At 61.4% G+C, this 16313-nt stretch carries 14 protein-coding genes; 9 read left to right on the top strand and 5 right to left on the bottom strand.

Annotated features, from left to right (window positions below; all coding sequences use genetic code 11):
* Nucleotides 1–34: 34 nt before the first annotated feature.
* From QTI17_RS32890 to QTI17_RS32875, 4 genes are all read right to left on the bottom strand, one after another.
* Entirely contained in the window at nt 35–1228 is a 1194-nt protein-coding gene (locus QTI17_RS32890) for an ABC transporter substrate-binding protein (protein ID WP_286538214.1), read from the bottom strand.
* Between the two features lie 72 nt (nt 1229–1300).
* Nucleotides 1301–2062 carry an SDR family NAD(P)-dependent oxidoreductase gene (locus tag QTI17_RS32885; protein ID WP_286538212.1) on the bottom strand — a complete coding sequence of 254 codons (762 nt, stop codon included), beginning with the start codon at nt 2060–2062 and terminating at the stop codon, nt 1301–1303.
* Between the two features lie 19 nt (nt 2063–2081).
* On the bottom strand, nt 2082–3830 hold the full coding sequence (locus QTI17_RS32880; RefSeq protein WP_286538210.1) for an FAD-dependent oxidoreductase: 1749 nt from the start codon (nt 3828–3830) through the stop codon (nt 2082–2084).
* A gap of 416 nt (nt 3831–4246) precedes the next feature.
* Nucleotides 4247–5101 carry an IclR family transcriptional regulator gene (locus tag QTI17_RS32875; RefSeq protein WP_286538208.1) on the bottom strand — a complete coding sequence of 285 codons (855 nt, stop codon included), beginning with the start codon at nt 5099–5101 and terminating at the stop codon, nt 4247–4249.
* A 238-nt stretch (nt 5102–5339) separates the two neighbouring features.
* Between QTI17_RS32875 and QTI17_RS32870 the strand changes: the two genes are divergently transcribed.
* The 5 genes from QTI17_RS32870 to QTI17_RS32850 all read left to right on the top strand — a co-directional run bounded on the left by QTI17_RS32870 (nt 5340) and on the right by QTI17_RS32850 (nt 9610).
* Nucleotides 5340–6098: an SDR family NAD(P)-dependent oxidoreductase gene (locus tag QTI17_RS32870; protein ID WP_286538206.1), complete on the top strand. Its 759-nt coding sequence runs from the start codon at nt 5340–5342 to the stop codon at nt 6096–6098.
* Between the two features lie 3 nt (nt 6099–6101).
* Entirely contained in the window at nt 6102–6770 is a 669-nt protein-coding gene (locus QTI17_RS32865; protein WP_286538203.1) for a hypothetical protein, read from the top strand.
* A 52-nt stretch (nt 6771–6822) separates the two neighbouring features.
* Complete coding sequence (locus tag QTI17_RS32860) at nt 6823–7494, top strand: EthD domain-containing protein (protein ID WP_286538201.1); 672 nt, start codon at nt 6823–6825, stop codon at nt 7492–7494.
* Between the two features lie 32 nt (nt 7495–7526).
* Nucleotides 7527–8276, top strand: coding sequence for an SDR family NAD(P)-dependent oxidoreductase (locus QTI17_RS32855; RefSeq protein ID WP_286538200.1), 750 nt, complete (start codon nt 7527–7529; stop codon nt 8274–8276).
* A gap of 398 nt (nt 8277–8674) precedes the next feature.
* The gene (locus tag QTI17_RS32850) at nt 8675–9610 is read left to right on the top strand and encodes a LysR family transcriptional regulator (protein WP_286538199.1); all 936 of its coding nucleotides are present in this window, start codon (nt 8675–8677) and stop codon (nt 9608–9610) included.
* 12 nt (nt 9611–9622) lie between these two features.
* Here QTI17_RS32850 and QTI17_RS32845 read toward each other — a convergent pair whose 3' ends face one another.
* On the bottom strand, nt 9623–11962 hold the full coding sequence (locus QTI17_RS32845; protein ID WP_286538197.1) for an acyl-CoA dehydrogenase family protein: 2340 nt from the start codon (nt 11960–11962) through the stop codon (nt 9623–9625).
* Between the two features lie 253 nt (nt 11963–12215).
* Here QTI17_RS32845 and QTI17_RS32840 point away from each other — a divergent pair, with 253 nt between their 5' ends.
* Genes QTI17_RS32840 through QTI17_RS32825 form a run of 4 tightly spaced genes read left to right on the top strand, consistent with a single transcriptional unit; the run spans nt 12216 to nt 16155 of the window.
* Nucleotides 12216–13133: an alpha/beta hydrolase gene (locus QTI17_RS32840; protein WP_286538195.1), complete on the top strand. Its 918-nt coding sequence runs from the start codon at nt 12216–12218 to the stop codon at nt 13131–13133.
* Nucleotides 13134–13147: 14 nt separating this feature from the next.
* Nucleotides 13148–14110 (top strand): Bug family tripartite tricarboxylate transporter substrate binding protein, encoded by a 963-nt coding sequence (locus QTI17_RS32835; protein WP_286538193.1) that lies wholly within the window; start codon nt 13148–13150, stop codon nt 14108–14110.
* Nucleotides 14111–14116: 6 nt separating this feature from the next.
* The gene (locus QTI17_RS32830) at nt 14117–15334 is read left to right on the top strand and encodes a CaiB/BaiF CoA transferase family protein (RefSeq protein ID WP_286538191.1); all 1218 of its coding nucleotides are present in this window, start codon (nt 14117–14119) and stop codon (nt 15332–15334) included.
* Between the two features lie 20 nt (nt 15335–15354).
* Nucleotides 15355–16155 (top strand): enoyl-CoA hydratase/isomerase family protein, encoded by an 801-nt coding sequence (locus tag QTI17_RS32825; RefSeq protein ID WP_286538188.1) that lies wholly within the window; start codon nt 15355–15357, stop codon nt 16153–16155.
* Nucleotides 16156–16313: the final 158 nt, after the last annotated feature.

Raw genomic sequence — 16313 nt, 5'->3', positions numbered from 1 at the left:
TTGCAGCCGTGCGACCACTCTCCTGGGCAGGCGCTTAGCGCTTGATGTCGGCTGCGGAGATTTGCTTCGCCGTGCTGTCTGCGGCCAGGCTCAGCTTGCCGCCAGTCCACCTGATGAAGCTGAAATCTGCAGCTGTCAGTGCTTCGTGCTGGGACTTTGAGAACGGCTTGGTGTAAGTCTTCATAGCGCCTTGGACCGGTTCCTTCAGATCTTCCAGAGCCACGCGCATCTTCTCGCCATCGGTTCCGCCTGCTTGCTTGATCGACGCTGCAATCAGTTGCACCGCGTCGTAACCGTGCACGACGAAAGGAAAGGCGCTAGGCGCCGCCATCTTGGATTTGGTTCGCTCAAACAGTTCTTTTTGCTTGGGCGTGCTCGGATCGAGCATCGTACGCATGAAGACTGGCTTTTCGGCCAGCGTCTTCCCGGCGGCATCGTAGAAAGTTACGTTGTCTGCGGACCATGACGACATCACGGGCGGGAACCAGTTGATCTTCTCCATGGACCGAATTACCTGCGCCGTGGGGGTCCCCTGGGCCCAGATGAATACCACTTCGGCGCCGGAGGCCTTGAGCTTGTTCAACTGGGAGGTCATGTCGGTGTCGGTAACTGCAAAGCGCTCGGCAGCCGACACGTCTAGATCCTGCAGCTTCCCGATTTCCTGCATATCCTTCAGGCCACCGGATCCAAAGCCTGTTGTCTCTGCCATGAGGCCTACCTTCTTGTAGCCCGCTTTTTTTGCGTAGGCCATGAGACCGGCTACCTGCTCGCGATCAACCATCGAAACACGGAACATGTAGTTGTCACCACCCGTGGACTTCGTGATATCGGTACCCCCACCGATCATGCCCATCGAAACGATCTTCTTTTGGTTGGCGATGTGTTTCCACGCCATGGCGTTCCCCGAGTTGGTCGGGCCGAAAACTGCCACCACCTTCTCGTTGTCGATCAGGTCGCTCATGTTCTGGATCGACTTCGGAGGCTGCGATTGATCGTCGCGGATCACCAGTGTGAGCTTGCGGCCGTTGACGCCACCAGCGGCGTTGATGTCGTCGATGGCTGCCTGGATGCCCAGCACGCCGGCGGCGCCACTCTGAGCAGATGGCGAAGCTGAAAGGTCGCCGTTGAAGCCCAGCTTGATCTCTTGCGCCTGGGCCATGGCGCCCAGTGCGAAGAGCGAAGCAGCGGCAGCGATTGCCAGGCGGCGGGTCAAAATGTTCGCTTGCATGAAAGTCTCCTGAGGTTGGACTGGATGTCTCGTTATGAAATGGTGAGGGTTCGCGCTAGTTGGATTTGCGCGTCATGCGGCCAGGAATCCACCGTCGACCGGCACAGTGATACCGGTCACGTAGGTGGACATCGAAGATGCGAGGAAGAGGACCGCCCCGACGAGTTCTTCGGGTTCGGCGACTCGCCCCATGGGCACGCGTGCAAGCAGGCGCTCAATCTTTGCGGGGTCAGCGCGACTGTGAGCCGACATTTCCGTAGCGATCACGCCCGGAGCGATAGCGTTCACTCGCACTCCGTCCTTGGCGAGTTCGGCGGCCAGCGACTGGGTCAACAGCCTGATCGCCCCTTTGGAGGGCGCGTAGCCCATGGTGTTGACGTAGCCGATGAACGATGCAATGGATCCGACGTTGACGATGGTGCCTTTCGAGCGACGCAGGCCGGGCAGGCACGCGAGGATCACGTTGAGGTTGCCTTCGTAGTTGACCTTCATCACCTGCTGCGAATTGCGCGCTGCGTCTGGGCTGTCGATGCCGCCACGAATCAAAATGCCGGCATTGTTGATGAGCACGTCCAGCGGCCCGATCCGGCCTTCAATGTCGGCCACAACCGAGCTGCAGGCATCGGCGTCTGTGATGTCGAGGCGCTGGCTTTCGGCCTGCCCGCCGGCTTCGTGAATAAGGTGGGCAGTAGTGGCCGCGTTGTCCTCGTTCACATCCGTGACGATCACACGGGCACCGGCCTTAGCCAACCCGATTGCGATCGCGCGGCCGTTGCCTTGGCCCGCGCCAGTGACGAGCGCAAGTTTGTTTTCGAGGAGATTGGTGAGATTCATTGAAATTCCTTGAGAGGGTTCAGAGGGTTGCGTGCAGTCGTTCTGCGGGCGGAGATACGGGCGTGGAGGCAGCTTGGTCGGCAAGGTGGTTGGCGGCGATATAGCCGAACGTGAGACCAGGACCGAGGGTGATTCCGGCGCCCGTGTATTCGCCGCCCATGACGGACGCTGCATCGTTGCCGGCCGCGTATAGGCCTGGGATCGCGCGCCCGCTGGCATCCAACACCTGCGCATGTTGGTTGGTCTTCAGGCCCATGAACGAGCCCAGATCACCGGGTACTAGCTTGAGCGCGTAGTAAGGGGCGTTGCGAAGGGGCGCAACGCACGGATTCGGGCTATGCAGCGCGTCGCCCTGGTAGCGGTTGTAAGCCTTGCTTCCCCGACCAAACTCAGGATCGCGGCCGAATTGCGCATGTTCGTTGTAGCGGCGAACGGTCTCTTCAAGAGTGGCAGGGTCGACGCCGATCTGGCGCGCCAGTTCGGCGGGCGTGCGACCTTTCTTCAGATAACCGCTGCGCAGATGTGCGGCCATCGGCATGGGAAACGGCTTGACGAAGCCCAGGCCATAGCGACGAATGGCGCGGTGATCGGCAATCAACCAGCAGGCGCTCTCGGGCTTTCCCGTCGAGGCCCTGACGATGTCCTGTACCAAGTCGTGGTACGAGTTTGCCTCGTTGGCGAATCGACGACCCTCGAGGTCGACCGCGATAACGCCGGGCTTCGCTCGGTCGATGAAGTGAGGGAAGATCCCCTGCGTGCCGTCCTTACGAGTCACGAGCGACATCGGGGTCCAAGCGGCCGCGTTGCTCAATGTGTCGTCGAACTGCGCGCCCACTGCCTCTGCCATGCGAGCGCCATCGCCTACGTTTGTCTGCGGCGCGGGTGACCAGTGCTCTGAACCGCTTGTGACATGGGGGTAGGTGGCCTTGCGACGCGCAATATCGTGCGGGAATCCACCGGTGGCCATCACCACGCCACGCCTCGCGTGAACGGTGACACGTTGGCCGTCCCGCTGCACCACAGCGCCGGAGACCCGAGTACCGTCGCGCACAAGGTCGACTGCCGGGGCCGACAACCACAACTCGATGTTGAGGTCGGCCGCTGACTTCGCCAGACGGGCGGCGAGCGCATTTCCGTTCGTCAGCAGCATGCCGCGGCCGTACTTCATCACCTCAAGAAAATGCTTACTCAGGCGCTTCGCTACGTACAACGCGGACTCGAGCGATCGCGAGGCGCGCATGAAGTGGATGATGTCCTTGCCCGAGCCGATGGTCACTCCGAACACGGTCAGTTCGGGCAACACCGGTCCCAGCGTCGCGAGGTGATCCCCGAGTTCGCGAGCGTCATACGGGCGTGCGACCATGGATCGGCCGCCTTGTGCGCCGCCGGGCGCCTCGGCGTGGTAGTCGGGAAACATCAACGGCATGTCGAACTGCACGGCCGTCTTCGAGGTGAAGAACTCAATGGCCTTGGGCCCGTTCTGCAGGAAGGCGCGTACCCGAGGCTCGTCGAAACCTTCGCCAGCTTGATCGCGGATGTAGGTTAGTGCTTGGTCGGGCCTCTCGCTATGCCCCAAGGCCTTTGCCAGGTGGGTATTTGGGACCCACAGCCAGCCCCCCGACCGCGCGGTGGTTCCGCCGTAGTACGGCGCCTTTTCCGCGATGAGGACTTTGAGACCTCTCGAGGCGGCTGTGATTGCCGCCGACATCCCGGCGACACCTGATCCGAGGACCAAAACGTCGCACTCGACCACCTGTGCTTTTGACATGGACTCTCCAGCTCTATGCGGTCAGCAGGACGCTTGCCGCTTAAGCAATAGTCTATGTCTAGTCCGCTAACTCCTTGTTCGTACTAACCCTATACAAACGCGATAGACATAAACAAGCGCTCGGAGCGGGGCTTGGTTGAACAGGTTGCGCCATTCGGGCTGTTGTTCACATACACGGGCGCAGCTTCCTCGACGGAGGGCAACAGGCCGACGTTGGTTTTTTTAAGGCGAGGGGTCGGGGGCAAGGAGCAATGCCGCAGAGAGAGTGAGATGTAGGCAACCGCACGGTCGGCGGTGCGACGCCTCAATGAAGAAAAAAACGTGGTGCACAAAGCGCGCAGCGACGCGGGCAGCTGTGACCGCTCGAAGATCCTGAGGCGGCGAAAGCAGCGCCCGCAGCCAACTCGAAATGAATGTCAGACCGCGACCGCGACCGACCTTGCAGTAGGAGCTCCAAGCCGTTCGGAGATCGTGTCAGTACAGAGTCGCAACGCGTTAGCGTCTTTACCGTCCCAGTTGGTATCAAACATGCCGGTTGGGCCCGACAGGGTGACTGCCAAGACCATCTTGCCGGTGTAGTCGAAGACCGGCGCGGAAAACGCAGCGATGCCGGGCGTAGGGTAGTTGACGCCTCTGGACATCCTGTTCTCCCGTGCCTCCTGAATCAGGTCCTCCACCATTTTCTTATCGAGCGGCTCCGCGATGTTGGGACCCAATCGCATCCGATCGTCCAAAAGCATGCCATCGACCATCTGACGGGGCAAAAAAGCGACGAACAGTCTTCCGGTGGCGGTCGCGGCGAGGGACATGAGCGATCCGATGCGCATATTGGTGTGGAGCGCATAGGCGCCATCGAACATCTGAACAACCACCGGCCCCAGATCGCCCCAGATGGTCATCGCCACGTTGTGGGTAGATTCGCTCGCCAACGCTTCGGCGAAAGGCATGGCCTCTCGAATGGGGTTCAGTGACTGGAGGCCGATAAGACCCAGTCGGATCGCCATAGGCCCTACCTTGTAGTACCCCGTGACTGGATCCTGCGACACGAGGCCCACTTTGCTGAGACTGACCAGGTAAGGATGAATCTTGCCCGAGGGCATCTGGGCCTTTTTCACCAGTTCGCGCATGGCCATCGGCCGCGGCTCGGAGGCGAGCACCTTGAGGATTTCCCCTCCGACTTCGATGGACTGAATGCCGCGTTGCTCTCGCTCAGCGAAGCCGTCTTCCGAATCGGTTTTCTGAGCGGGTTGTGGGTTGGTTGGACGGTTCATTGCTCACCTGGTAACAGTTTTACTGCGCTAGTCAATGCATTGATTTTCTGACAAATAGCACGGGGGTAACGCAAATCGGCTCTCGGGCTGTTGTTAATGTCTAACGCGGTTGCATAGGGTTAGTACCCGGTCGCACACGGTAAAACTAGACATAGACTAACGCTGTAGTTGCTACAGCCGAGCGTGAAGCCCAGGGCCTTCCCGCGGCAAAGCGGCTTGCGAACCTGATTGGACCTGCATGACTTTGGAAAAGGAACTGGCTGGCCGCATCGCGCTGGTTACCGGCGGTGCTTCCGGCATTGGGGCGAAGACATGCGATGTCCTAGCCCGGCGCGGCGCTTGGGTGGTGGTGGTCGACTTCGACCTTCCGGGCGCGCAGCGCGTCGCGGACTCGCTTCGCGACCACGGGGTTGAGTGCCTCGCGCTAAGCGCCGATGTGACGGACCCGACGGCTATGGAAGCCGCGATCTCGCAGACCGTACAGCGTTTTGGCGCATTGCATCTTGCAGTGAACAACGCCGGCATAGCGTCACCCTTAGCTCCGGTGGGCGAACTCGACATCGACATCTGGCACCGCGTGGTCGGCGTCGACCTGACAGGCACTTTCCTCTCGCTGCGTTTCCAGATTCCTGCGATCTTGAAAAGCGGGGGCGGTGCCATCGTCAACCTAGCGTCCATCCTCGGGCTGAACGGCATGGCGGGACGTGGAGCCTATGCGGCCGCCAAGCATGGCGTCGTTGGCTTGACCAAGTCGGCCGCCTTGGATTACGCGCAACAGAATTTGCGTGTCAATGCGGTGGCGCCCGGATACGTGGACACCCCGCTTCTCAGCGATCGCGATCCAGCCGAACGCGCTGCGATCGCCGATTTGCACCCCATCGGGCGAATGGCGCAGCCCGGGGAAATTGCCGAGATGATCGCCTTTCTGCTTTCGCCTCGCGCCTCTTTCATCACCGGGCAGACCTACTTGGTCGATGGCGGCTACTCAATAAGGTAAATCATGCGAACGATGACGTTGTTACAGGCCTCTGCAGGCAAGGCGGAACTGTTTAAGGAATGGCTCGTGAGCGAGTTTGCGCCGTCGCGAGCAGGCTCTGGCGAGCTCATCGTCAACGTTGCGACTACCGCGCCGGCCGGCTTAGCACTCTACGGGTCCGCAGAGTCGAACTCCGGGGACCAATACGACGCCGTGATCGAAACTACGTGCGAAAACGGCGACGCACTGCGGACCTTCATCGACGAATTGCGACGAGATGCGCCCGTTTCAGTGCCGCTGGGTCATGGGTACGCCGTTGAGACCCACACGGTGCTACATCGCGCCGGATTCGAAGCTGGCCGGCCGACGCCGGGCTACAAGCTCCTGCGCGGCTTGTATCTTTTCGAGGATCTGCCCGACGCAGCCGCAAAGCGCATGTGGGCGCACCATTCGGGCCTCGCTACTCGAGTGCATGTGGGTATGGCGCGCTACGCCCGCCACTGGGTGGACGCCCGTCTGACGCCAGAGGCGCCAGCGATCCGCGGCTTTTCGGACTTGCACTTCCCCGATGAGGATGCCATGAGGCACCGCTACTTCGACTCGGAGCGAGGGCGCCAGGAGATCGTTCACGACATTGGGCACTTCATCGCCGGGGGATTGGAGCGCGTGTTTGCCCGGGAATACGTGTTCTGAGGCCTATCCAACTCGCGCGGCCATTCGTTGCAGCGACCGACATACATCACAAGTGATCACAAAAATGATGCCAACATCACCCTCTGGCGAAGCCGCAAAACGATGCAGCTTGTTGCGGCGACGTCGGGACTGGACCTTTGAAAGGTTCGCCAACCATTGGGCTGGGCCACATGCCGCGATTGCCCTGACGATGCCGGGCATCGCCCGCTACACCCAGAACCGCGTGTCTGAGGAGCTTTGGGTTCGCGGTGAGCGCTTCGACTGCGACGGGATTGTGGAGCTCGAGTTTCGCGACGAGCAATCGATGGCCGAAGCTGGAAAGGGCGAAGCCGTCCGAACGCTTTTGCCGGAGGACGAAGAGCGGTTCCTGGATGGAATCACTCTGTGCAGGGTTCAGGGAGGAGCGCGTCAAATGTGGCCTGGTATGACCAAGGCAATGCTGGCGGGCTGTCTTTCCAAGGACCGTGACTTTGAGGCACTGGAAGCGGCGCTTGTTGCCAGCGGTTGCGTCCAATGGTCGATCGATTACGTGTCCGCTACGTTTCACAGGCAGCGACTTGCATATGAGGATGACCCGCCGCAAGTCTTCGCAAACCTCTGGTTTGAGGATGGCTCCAACCTCAGCGCTGCTTTCTCAGACGGTTCGAAGTGGGGCCGCATGGCAGGGCAAGTTCTCCGCCGTGGAACGGTATGGCGCACCGACCCCTTGCAAATCGTCGGCTGAGCAGTCAGCCCCTTTTTAAGTAAGGAATCAAAGTGAACAGATTCAAGGGCAAAGTCGCCCTCGTCACCGGCGCCAGTCGAGGCATCGGAAAAGAAATTGCGCTGCGCCTCGGCAGCGAGGGAGCGACCGTCGCGGTGCACTTCAACCGCAACGAGGCAGCGGCCGCGGAGATCGTCCGCGAAATCTCCACGGCGGGCGGCAAAGCATTTGCGATCGGTGCCGACGTGAGCAAAACGAGTGAAGTTGCATCGATGTTCGATACGCTCGATCGCGAGTTGGAGGTTCACACAGGGCGGCGCGGTTTGGACATCGTGGTAAACAACGCCGGGATTTCTCCCGTCCTCACCATTGAAGAGACCACCGAAGGCCAGTTCGACGAAATATTCGCCGTAAACGTGAAGGCGCCGTTCTTCGTGATTCAGCATGCAGTCGGCAGGATTCGAGACGACGGACGAATCATCAATGTGTCATCAATGAGCGCCGTGCGTGCCCGCCCGACCCTTGTGGCCTACGCGGCAAGCAAGGCCGCAGTTAACGGAATGACGCTGGCGCTGGCGCAGCATTTGGGCAACCGAGGCATTACTGTGAACGCCGTAGCGCCAGGCGCGACGGACACGGACATGCTTCCTGACAGCATCCGCGAGATGCTGAAGTCGCGTGTCGCGCTGGGCCGAATAGGGACTGCGAGCGACGTCGCCAATATTGTTGTCTTCCTAGCGTCGCAAGACGCGGGGTGGCTCACAGGGCAACTTCTTCATGCAAGCGGAGGGCAAGAGCTTTGAATGTTGGCAGCCGTGAGCATCGCGCGGGGTACTGACAGGCTGGGTCTTTCCTTCTTGTTTTTCCTCGAGGACAAGGACTGCGTTGCCGTCCTTGTCCTTGGGTGGCTGCTCTGGTATTGGTTGGGTAGCAGAATTTGTGAACTCGACCTCTAAGCCTTGAGCGGCAAGATCGCAACAGTGACGGGCTCGCAGCCGGTTCTTGCGACGCGCGGAAACGGAATGATGGCAACATTTCCGCGCTAGGGAAGCGAGGGGGTTTCAATGATGGGCGGGGCATTCGGCAGCGGTCGGCTGATCGCGTCACGATCCGTAGTCGGCCTTCGACAAGGGGACTGCCCCCTTGATGTCTAGTTGAAAAGGCGCGAGACCCGTCGCAGGACCAAGACTCTCCACTCAACATGACAAAACACGTTCAATGGGACCTCGAGCGGCTGCGAATCTTCCTGGCGGTCGTTCAACAGGGGAGCCTAACGCGCGCAGCCGGGGCACTTGGCTTGCCACAGCCTGCCATCAGCCGGCAGGTATCCAGGCTCGAGGGCGAGTGCGGTGGGCGGCTCTTTCACCGAAACGGACGCGGCGTGACCTTGACTCCGCTGGGCGAATCCATTCTGCCGCGAATTTCATCGCTCCTGCAGGAAGCCAGCGAACTCACGGCCCAATTGACCGATGGCGCCCGATTGCCGAGCGGAGAGGTGCGTTTGGGCGCGCTGCCTTCGCTCTACATGGTACTCTGCGTGCCGCTGTTCTTCGAGCTGCGCGAATCGTTTCCGGCGATCAAGCTGAAGATTTTCGAAGGATCGGGCGGCCAGATTGACCAGTGGCTGGCCAACGGGTTTATTGATCTGGGCCTGCCATATCGCTATGGAACGATGCGCCTCGCAGAGGTCGATCCGCTTGTGCACGTATCGTCCTATGTCGTGGGCGCCCCTGGCAGCGCGCTGACCGCCGAACCCACGGTGAGATTTTCCGCCCTGCACGGTCAGCCATTGGTTCTTCCTGGGGCGCCGAGCGGCGTTCGGCTGACCCTCGATCACATGGCCAAGCAGGCCGGCATCACGCTCAACGTGGCGGTCGAGGCCGATTCGACCCAGATCCAGAAGGCCGTGACCCGCCTCGGTGGGGCCTACACTGTGCTGCCGGCGCATGTCGCATTCGAAGAAGTTCAAGCGGGGACCTTGCAGGTCTCGAAGATCGTGGAGCCCGAGTTCGAGCGTGCGATCGTGCTCGGAACCACCACGGCCCGCCCCGCGTCGCGAGCAACTCGCCAAGTCGCGCGATCGATCCGCGAGATCTTCGATCGCAGCGATGACTTCTGGAGCGCGCACCTGCGTTGAAGCGTCGAAGTGTCAGACAGGCAACTGCAGCACGGCCTTGGCCAGGATGTTGCGCTGGATCTCGTTGGATCCCGCATAGATGGTGGTGATCATGGCATTCATGAGCGGCGCTGTCACATTTACCGTCCTTCCACCGATGTCCGCGTTGCCCATGATGGCGCCAGGTTCCTCGCAGGTCTCGAACATGAATCGGGTGATCGCGGTGTAGGTCTCGCTGGCCCAGATCTTGAGGACCGAGACCGAAGGCGGGAGATCGACGCCTCGCTTCACGAGGTCGGCAAACCGCGAGTAGTTTGCCTTCAGATCTGCGACATCAAGCTCCAGCTGGACGTAGCGGGCCATAAAGATGTCGGTGCCGAAGAGTCCTCGTGCCTGCGCCACCTTGCGCAGCAAAGTCAATGCGTTCTGCGGGGTCTTCGGGCTGCCAACGAAGATACGCTCGAAGCCCAGCAGGGCCTTGGCAATGGCCCAGCCGCCGTTGAGCTCCCCGACCAGATTGCTGCGTGGAACGGATACCTCATCGAAGAAGACCTCGCAGAACTCCTCTTCGCCGGCGATATTGCGAATGGGTCTGACTGACACGCCCGGGGATGAGAGATCGACGAGCAGAAAGCTGATGCCTTCCTGCTTGCGAATGGCCTTGTCCGTGCGCACGAGGGCGAAGATGTGGGTCGCATCCTGGGCGAGGGTGGTCCAGATCTTCTGGCCGTTCACGATGAAGCGATCGCCGTGGAGGACGGCTTCCGTGCGGAGTGCGGCCAAGTCGGATCCCGCGTTGGGCTCGGAGTAGCCCTGGCACCAGATGTGCTCGCCGGAAAGGATCTTGGGCAGATACGCCTGCTGCTGCTCGGGGGTACCGAAGCGCAGGAGCACCGGCCCCAAGTTGATGATTCCCTGGTCGGGCAGTCGGGCGACGCCCCAGTCTTCCATTTCTTCGATGAAGGCCAGCAGTTTCTCGCCGCCAAGGCCCATGCCGCCGTGCTCGCGGGGCCACGCCGGCGCAAGCCAGCCTTGGCGCGACAGCGTGAGATACCAATCCTTGCATTCGTGCCAGTGGAGCCGGTGCGATGGATGGCGCAGCGCTTCGGGATAGTTGGCCTGCAGGAACGATCGCACCGTCGCCCTGAAGTCCGCATCGGCCATGGCATGTAAGTCTTGGCCGAGGCCGTGGGCAGCCTGCGGCCGCGGCACAGCCTGGGTGGCGTCTAGGCTTTCGACGTCGAAGTTCATGTGATGGCGGTGCCGCATCGCCGATTCGGAGCCCAGCCACGCCGCGTGGTGGAGCGCCCGCTTCAGGTACAGGCCGAGGTCGTATTCATCCGTGAATCCGATTGCGCCGTGCATCTGCACGCCTTCGCGGGTGACATGCAAGGCAGCGCGCAAGCAGCGGGCCTTGGCCCGGCCGGCCGCGGCTGCGAGTTGACGCGAGTCGCCTTGCGCCAGTGACAAGGATTCTTGAAGCGCGGCCGCCGCCAGTTCGATCTGGACATAACCGTCCACCATCCTGTGCTGCAGCGACTGGTTCGCCCCGATCGGCCTGCCGAACTGCACGCGGGTCCGGAGGTACTCGAGCGTCATGTCGAACGCGGCGCGCGCGATGCCTAGCAGTTCGGCAGCCTGAGCAACGCGGGCGACATCAAGCGAGCGGTCGAGCGCCGCGAGCGCCTGCTCGCCGCAGGCGAGAAGATCAGAGCTTCCGACCTGGATGCGTTTCAACGAAAGCGATGCGCAGGACGAGCCATCCACGCGTCGCAGGTCATGCGCCTCAAGCCCAGCGCGCGACGCCGGAATCCAGAGGAGCAGCGGCGTGGCGCCATCGTTAGCCGACACCAGCCAGCCATCCGCTCCTGCGCCGGGAACCACCCAATGCTTCTCGCCATGCACCTCATAGCCTCCGACCGTCTGCACGGCGCGAGTCCCCAGCGCTTCCCCGGCCTCCAACTGTCCTGCGCGCTCCTGCCATGCGGTGCCGACCACCAAGTCGCCACTGATGCAGCCGGACAGAAGGTTGGTGCGTTGTGCACTCTCCGGGAGGGCGGAAAGCAGGGCGACGCTCTGGATGGCTGCGGCCAGAAATGGCTCAGGAAGCGGATGCCGCCCGACCTGCTCAGCCACCGCACAAGCGTATCGGAGGTCGAGTCCGAGCCCGCCCGACGCCTCAGGAGCGAGGATCGATGTCCATCCCGCTGCCGCCAGCGACTGCCAGACGGATTTTTCGAAACGCGGGGTTCGATCCCGCATTGCCCTCAAACGGGAAAGCGGGGAGACCGACCGAAGCAGCTCGCGGGCACTGTCGGCGAAATGATTCACTTCCGAGATTGAATTGAAGTCTTCAGCAATTGACGAGGTCATTTTGGAATGAGATGTGGCTTTTTCCAGAGTTTGATATGCCCCTATCGTCGATGGCAGCCTCGGGATCGATATGGCAGTCATGCGGTTCGGTACATAGCTGCAGGACTGGGTAAACCCGCATGTTGACGGTGCATACCAGCAATACGTGTGAGTCGCTATCACGCCTTGTCCCCGCTGCTTAGACTGCGACCCGAGTGAAAGCCTCGCAAGGTTGCGAGCCTTCCAAGAAACCACAACCAAGGAGCAAGTTGAGATGGAAAAGAATGTCGAGTTCAAGAGCAAGGGCGTCACTCTTCGTGGCGTGCTGAACATTCCGGACGGAGCCGGGCCGCATCCCCTGCTGGTCATGGCGGGCGGCTGGTGCTACGTGAAGGAGATCGTGATGCCGACCTACGCCGCCGAATTGGCGGCCATCGGTTGTGCAACGCTGCGCTTTGACTACCGGGGCTTCGGCGAGAGCGACGGCGACCGCCGTCAACACATCGATCCGTGGGCCCAGATCGAGGACTACCGCAATGCGTTGAGCTACGCGGCGACGCTCGACGGCATCGACTCGGAGCGCCTCGGCGTGTGGGGCATTTCCTACTCAGGTGGCCATGCCCTCATACTGCCGGCCATCGATGCCCGCATTCGCTGTGCCGTTTCGATCATTCCGGTGATAGACGGCTACGAGTCGATGCGGCTGGTGCATGGCTATGGCAAGGGTCGCTTCGCGAAGCTCGAGAAGGCGTTGGCGGAAGACCGCGAACGGCGCGCCCGCGGTGAAGCCGAGCAGCTCATTCCGCATAACGTGCCGGATCCGGATCAGGCGCTGTGCACCTGGCCGTTCACGACTTCCTACAAGTTCTTTTCTTCGGCGGCCGAAACATTTGCGCCGAACTATCAGGGGCGCAGCACGATGGAATCTACCGAGCTCCTCATGCAATACTCGGTGAACGACTATCTCAGGCGCAATCTGAACACGCCGATCCAGATGCTGGTGGTGGAAGGCGACGAGCACACGCCCTGGGACCTTCAAGTGGACGCGTTCAACAAGATCGGATCGGTTCGTAAGGAGCTTTCCGTGATGCAGAAGGTGACCCACATCGGGCTGTATTCTCAGAAGGACTTCCAGATCGAGGCTGCCAAGCGAAACGCCCGATTTGTGAGCGAGCATCTCGTCAAGCGTTGATACCAGGCGCGCCCATGCTTCGCCGAACTTTTCTGTCGTCATCGATGGCGCTGGCCGTGGCACCTGCCATGGCGCAATCGGGTGTCTACCCCGATCGAATCATCAAGATGATCAACCCGTTCCCTTCCGGGGGAACGACCGAGATTCTGGCGCGCATCTTGGCCGAGAGCCTGTACGCGGAACTCGGCCAGCGAATGATCGTGGACACCAAGGCCGGCGCCGGCGGAAACATCGGGCTGGAAGCCACTGCGCGCGCGCCGGCGGACGGCTACACGTTGGCCATGTATCCGATTTCGAGCACGATGGCGACTAGCGTCTACAAGGATCTGCGCTTCGATCCCGTGAAGGATCTCGCTGCGGTGGCGTTGGTCGGAAAGATGCCCGCCTTGCTGGTCGTTCATCCCGACAGGCCCATTCATTCGGTGGCCGAACTCATCGCCTATGCGAAGGCGAAGCCGGGCAAGTTGAGCTATGCCTCGGCCGGCATCGGAACCTCGCCGCACCTCTACATGGAACTGCTAAAGCACGAGACCGGCATCGACCTCCTGCATGTGCCCTACAAGGGGGCAGGGCCGGCGATCGTTGACCAGATCGCAGGGCAGGTGGACATCTCGTTCCAGACCGCCACGGCGGTCGTCGAGCATGTACGGCAAAAACAGATGCGAGCGCTCGGGACCTCGACGATGGAGGTATTCAAGCCGCTGCCGCAAGTCCCGGCGGTGGCGAAGACCGTGCCCGGCTTCGATGTCAGCACTTGGTTCGGTGTCGTGGCACCCGTCGGCGTGCCTAAGCCGATCATCGACAAGCTCAATGCGGCGATCATGAAGGCGCTAGCCCAGCCCGCTATCAAGGCGAGGTGGGAGGAGTTGGGAATCACAATCGCGCCCAATAGTGCGGACGAATTCGGGGCCTTCATCCGCAGCGAGGCCGAGCGGTGGGCCAGCGTTGCAAAGCTTGCCGGCGTTAGGCCGGAGTAGGTGAGTATGAAGGGACCTCTTTCGCACGTTCGGGTGCTCGATCTCAGTCGAGTGCTCGCCGGACCATGGGCCAGCCAGATTCTTGCGGACCTGGGCGCAGATGTCATCAAAGTCGAGCGCCCCGGCGTGGGTGACGACACCCGCGCCTGGGGGCCGCCGTTTCTTAAGGCTAAGGACGGCACGCCGGCCGGGGCAGGCTACTTCCTGGCTGCCAACCGCGGAAAGCGCTCGATTACGCTGGATCTCAGCACCGCACAAGGCCAGGCCATCGTTCGCAAGATGGCGGCGACCTCTGACGTTGTTCTGGAGAACTACAAGGTTGGCACGCTCGACCGGTATGGTCTCGGATGGAAGGATCTGTCCGCGGTGAACGATCGGTTGATCTACTGCTCCGTGACGGGCTTCGGCCAGACCGGGCCGCGCGCCGCCTTGCCCGCCTATGACTTCCTGATCCAAGCCATGGGCGGATTGATGAGCGTGACCGGTCTGCCCGATGGCGAGCCGGGTGCGGGTCCTCAGAAGGTCGGCGTCCCGATCATCGATCTGATCACCGGTGTGTACGCATCGACCGCGATCAACGCCGCGCTCGCCGGTCGCGAGGTGTCGGGCAAGGGCCGGCACATCGACATTGCCATGCTCGACGTTGCGGTCAACCTGCTGTCCAACCAGGCGATGAACTCGCTGTTGTCGGGCCGCACGCCGGCGCGCACCGGAAATGCTCATCCCAACATCCAGCCCCAGAAGGTCTACGCCTGCCTGGATGGCGACATCGTTCTGGTCGTCGGCAACGATGCCCAGTTCGACAGTCTTTGCACGGTGCTGTGCTTGACCTCGTTGTCGTCCGACGACCGCTACAGCACGAACGGCAAGCGGGTCGAGAACCAGAAGACCCTACAGCCGATGCTGGAGCTTGCCTTGCGGCAGCGGCCCCGCGCCTATTGGCTAGAGCGCCTGGCGCGAGCCGGTGTTCCTGCCGGCCCGATCAACACGATTCCGGAGGCGTTGAACGAACCGCAGATTCGTCATCGTCAGATGGTGAAGACCGTGGAACATTCGGCTGCCGGGGCCTTGCAACTGGTCATGAGTCCGTTTCGCTTCGATGGCGCCGGATCCAACCACGATAGGCCTCCGCCTCAACTGGGCGAGCACACGAAGGAAATACTGGCGGAGTTCGGCATCGGCCCGGGCGAGGCAGTGACCCTGAAACAGCACAGCATCATCTGATGCAAGAGGCTGGAGACGAAATGCTTGCAGAATCCGTGTCGCGCCTTTCGGCGTTAACGCAACTGAATGTGGCCGTGAGCGATGGCGTGGCCCTGATTGAGCTGAATTGCCCGCCGGTGAACGTGCTGAGTCGAACTCTTTCGGACGAACTGACAGCGACGCTCGATCTGATCTCAGAGCTCGACGAGATCCGCAGTGTCGTGCTGACCGGCGCAGGCAAAGTATTTTGCGCCGGTGCCGATATGAAGGGTCGCAAGCAAATCCTCAAGGAGCCTGGCGACCTGCAAGCGCATTCGAGGAGGACGCGAGAGTGCTTTCACACGATCCGGGAGTGCACCAAGCCCGTGGTGGCGGCCGTCAACGGGGCAGCGCTCGGCGCCGGCCTTGCCATCGTCGCATCCTGCGACATCGTCGTCGTCTCCGAATCGGCGTCCTTCGGTCTCCCCGAGATCGACGTCGGCCTTATGGGAGGCGCCAGCCACGCGATGCGGCTCTTCTCACATTCGCTTCTGCGCCGCATGGTGCTGACGGGGCATCGCGTCGGCGGTGCCGAGCTGCATCGCCTCGGAATCGTGGAGGCCTGTGTGCCGGCCGATGCGTTGAGGCCGCTCGCGATCGAATTGGCTGCAGCGATCGCCTCGAAAAGCCCAGTGGCAACCCGCATGGCGAAGCAGACGCTCAACGCCATCGAGGACATGACGCTGCGCGATGGGTACCGCTATGAGCAGGATATGACGGCGGTCATCTCGAAGACCGAAGATGCCAAGGAGGCCCAACGTGCATTCCTGGAAAAAAGAGAGCCTGTGTTCTCGGGACGCTGAGCTCGGAGCTGTTTGCAACTTTCCCGTGGATCTCTGCTCGCTCTGGTACGTGCGAAACCTGCTCGCCGACCTGCGCAAGTCACAGCCGCGTCTGAATTGGACAGAGGAATGCGCTGACTGGGGCTCACGGATATTCACGGTCTTTGGAAGGGCGGATG

Origin of the sequence: Variovorax sp. J31P179 (genome assembly GCF_030316985.1) — a bacterium.
Lineage (GTDB): Bacteria > Pseudomonadota > Gammaproteobacteria > Burkholderiales > Burkholderiaceae_C > Variovorax > Variovorax ginsengisoli_B.
Note: the sequence above shows the minus strand (reverse complement) of the source record. Positions and strands in the feature narration are given on the sequence as shown.

What these genes read in the sequence shown, in the direction of transcription:
- QTI17_RS32890 (WP_286538214.1), bottom strand. Translation starts at nt 1,228, where the DNA reads ATGCAAGCGAACATTTTGACCCGCCGCCTGGCAATCGCTGCCGCTGCT.
- QTI17_RS32885 (WP_286538212.1), bottom strand. Translation starts at nt 2,062, where the DNA reads ATGAATCTCACCAATCTCCTCGAAAACAAACTTGCGCTCGTCACTGGC.
- QTI17_RS32880 (WP_286538210.1), bottom strand. Translation starts at nt 3,830, where the DNA reads ATGTCAAAAGCACAGGTGGTCGAGTGCGACGTTTTGGTCCTCGGATCA.
- QTI17_RS32875 (WP_286538208.1), bottom strand. Translation starts at nt 5,101, where the DNA reads ATGAACCGTCCAACCAACCCACAACCCGCTCAGAAAACCGATTCGGAA.
- QTI17_RS32870 (WP_286538206.1), top strand. Translation starts at nt 5,340, where the DNA reads ATGACTTTGGAAAAGGAACTGGCTGGCCGCATCGCGCTGGTTACCGGC.
- QTI17_RS32865 (WP_286538203.1), top strand. Translation starts at nt 6,102, where the DNA reads ATGCGAACGATGACGTTGTTACAGGCCTCTGCAGGCAAGGCGGAACTG.
- QTI17_RS32850 (WP_286538199.1), top strand. Translation starts at nt 8,675, where the DNA reads ATGACAAAACACGTTCAATGGGACCTCGAGCGGCTGCGAATCTTCCTG.
- QTI17_RS32845 (WP_286538197.1), bottom strand. Translation starts at nt 11,962, where the DNA reads ATGACCTCGTCAATTGCTGAAGACTTCAATTCAATCTCGGAAGTGAAT.
- QTI17_RS32840 (WP_286538195.1), top strand. Translation starts at nt 12,216, where the DNA reads ATGGAAAAGAATGTCGAGTTCAAGAGCAAGGGCGTCACTCTTCGTGGC.
- QTI17_RS32835 (WP_286538193.1), top strand. Translation starts at nt 13,148, where the DNA reads ATGCTTCGCCGAACTTTTCTGTCGTCATCGATGGCGCTGGCCGTGGCA.
- QTI17_RS32830 (WP_286538191.1), top strand. Translation starts at nt 14,117, where the DNA reads ATGAAGGGACCTCTTTCGCACGTTCGGGTGCTCGATCTCAGTCGAGTG.
- QTI17_RS32825 (WP_286538188.1), top strand. Translation starts at nt 15,355, where the DNA reads ATGCTTGCAGAATCCGTGTCGCGCCTTTCGGCGTTAACGCAACTGAAT.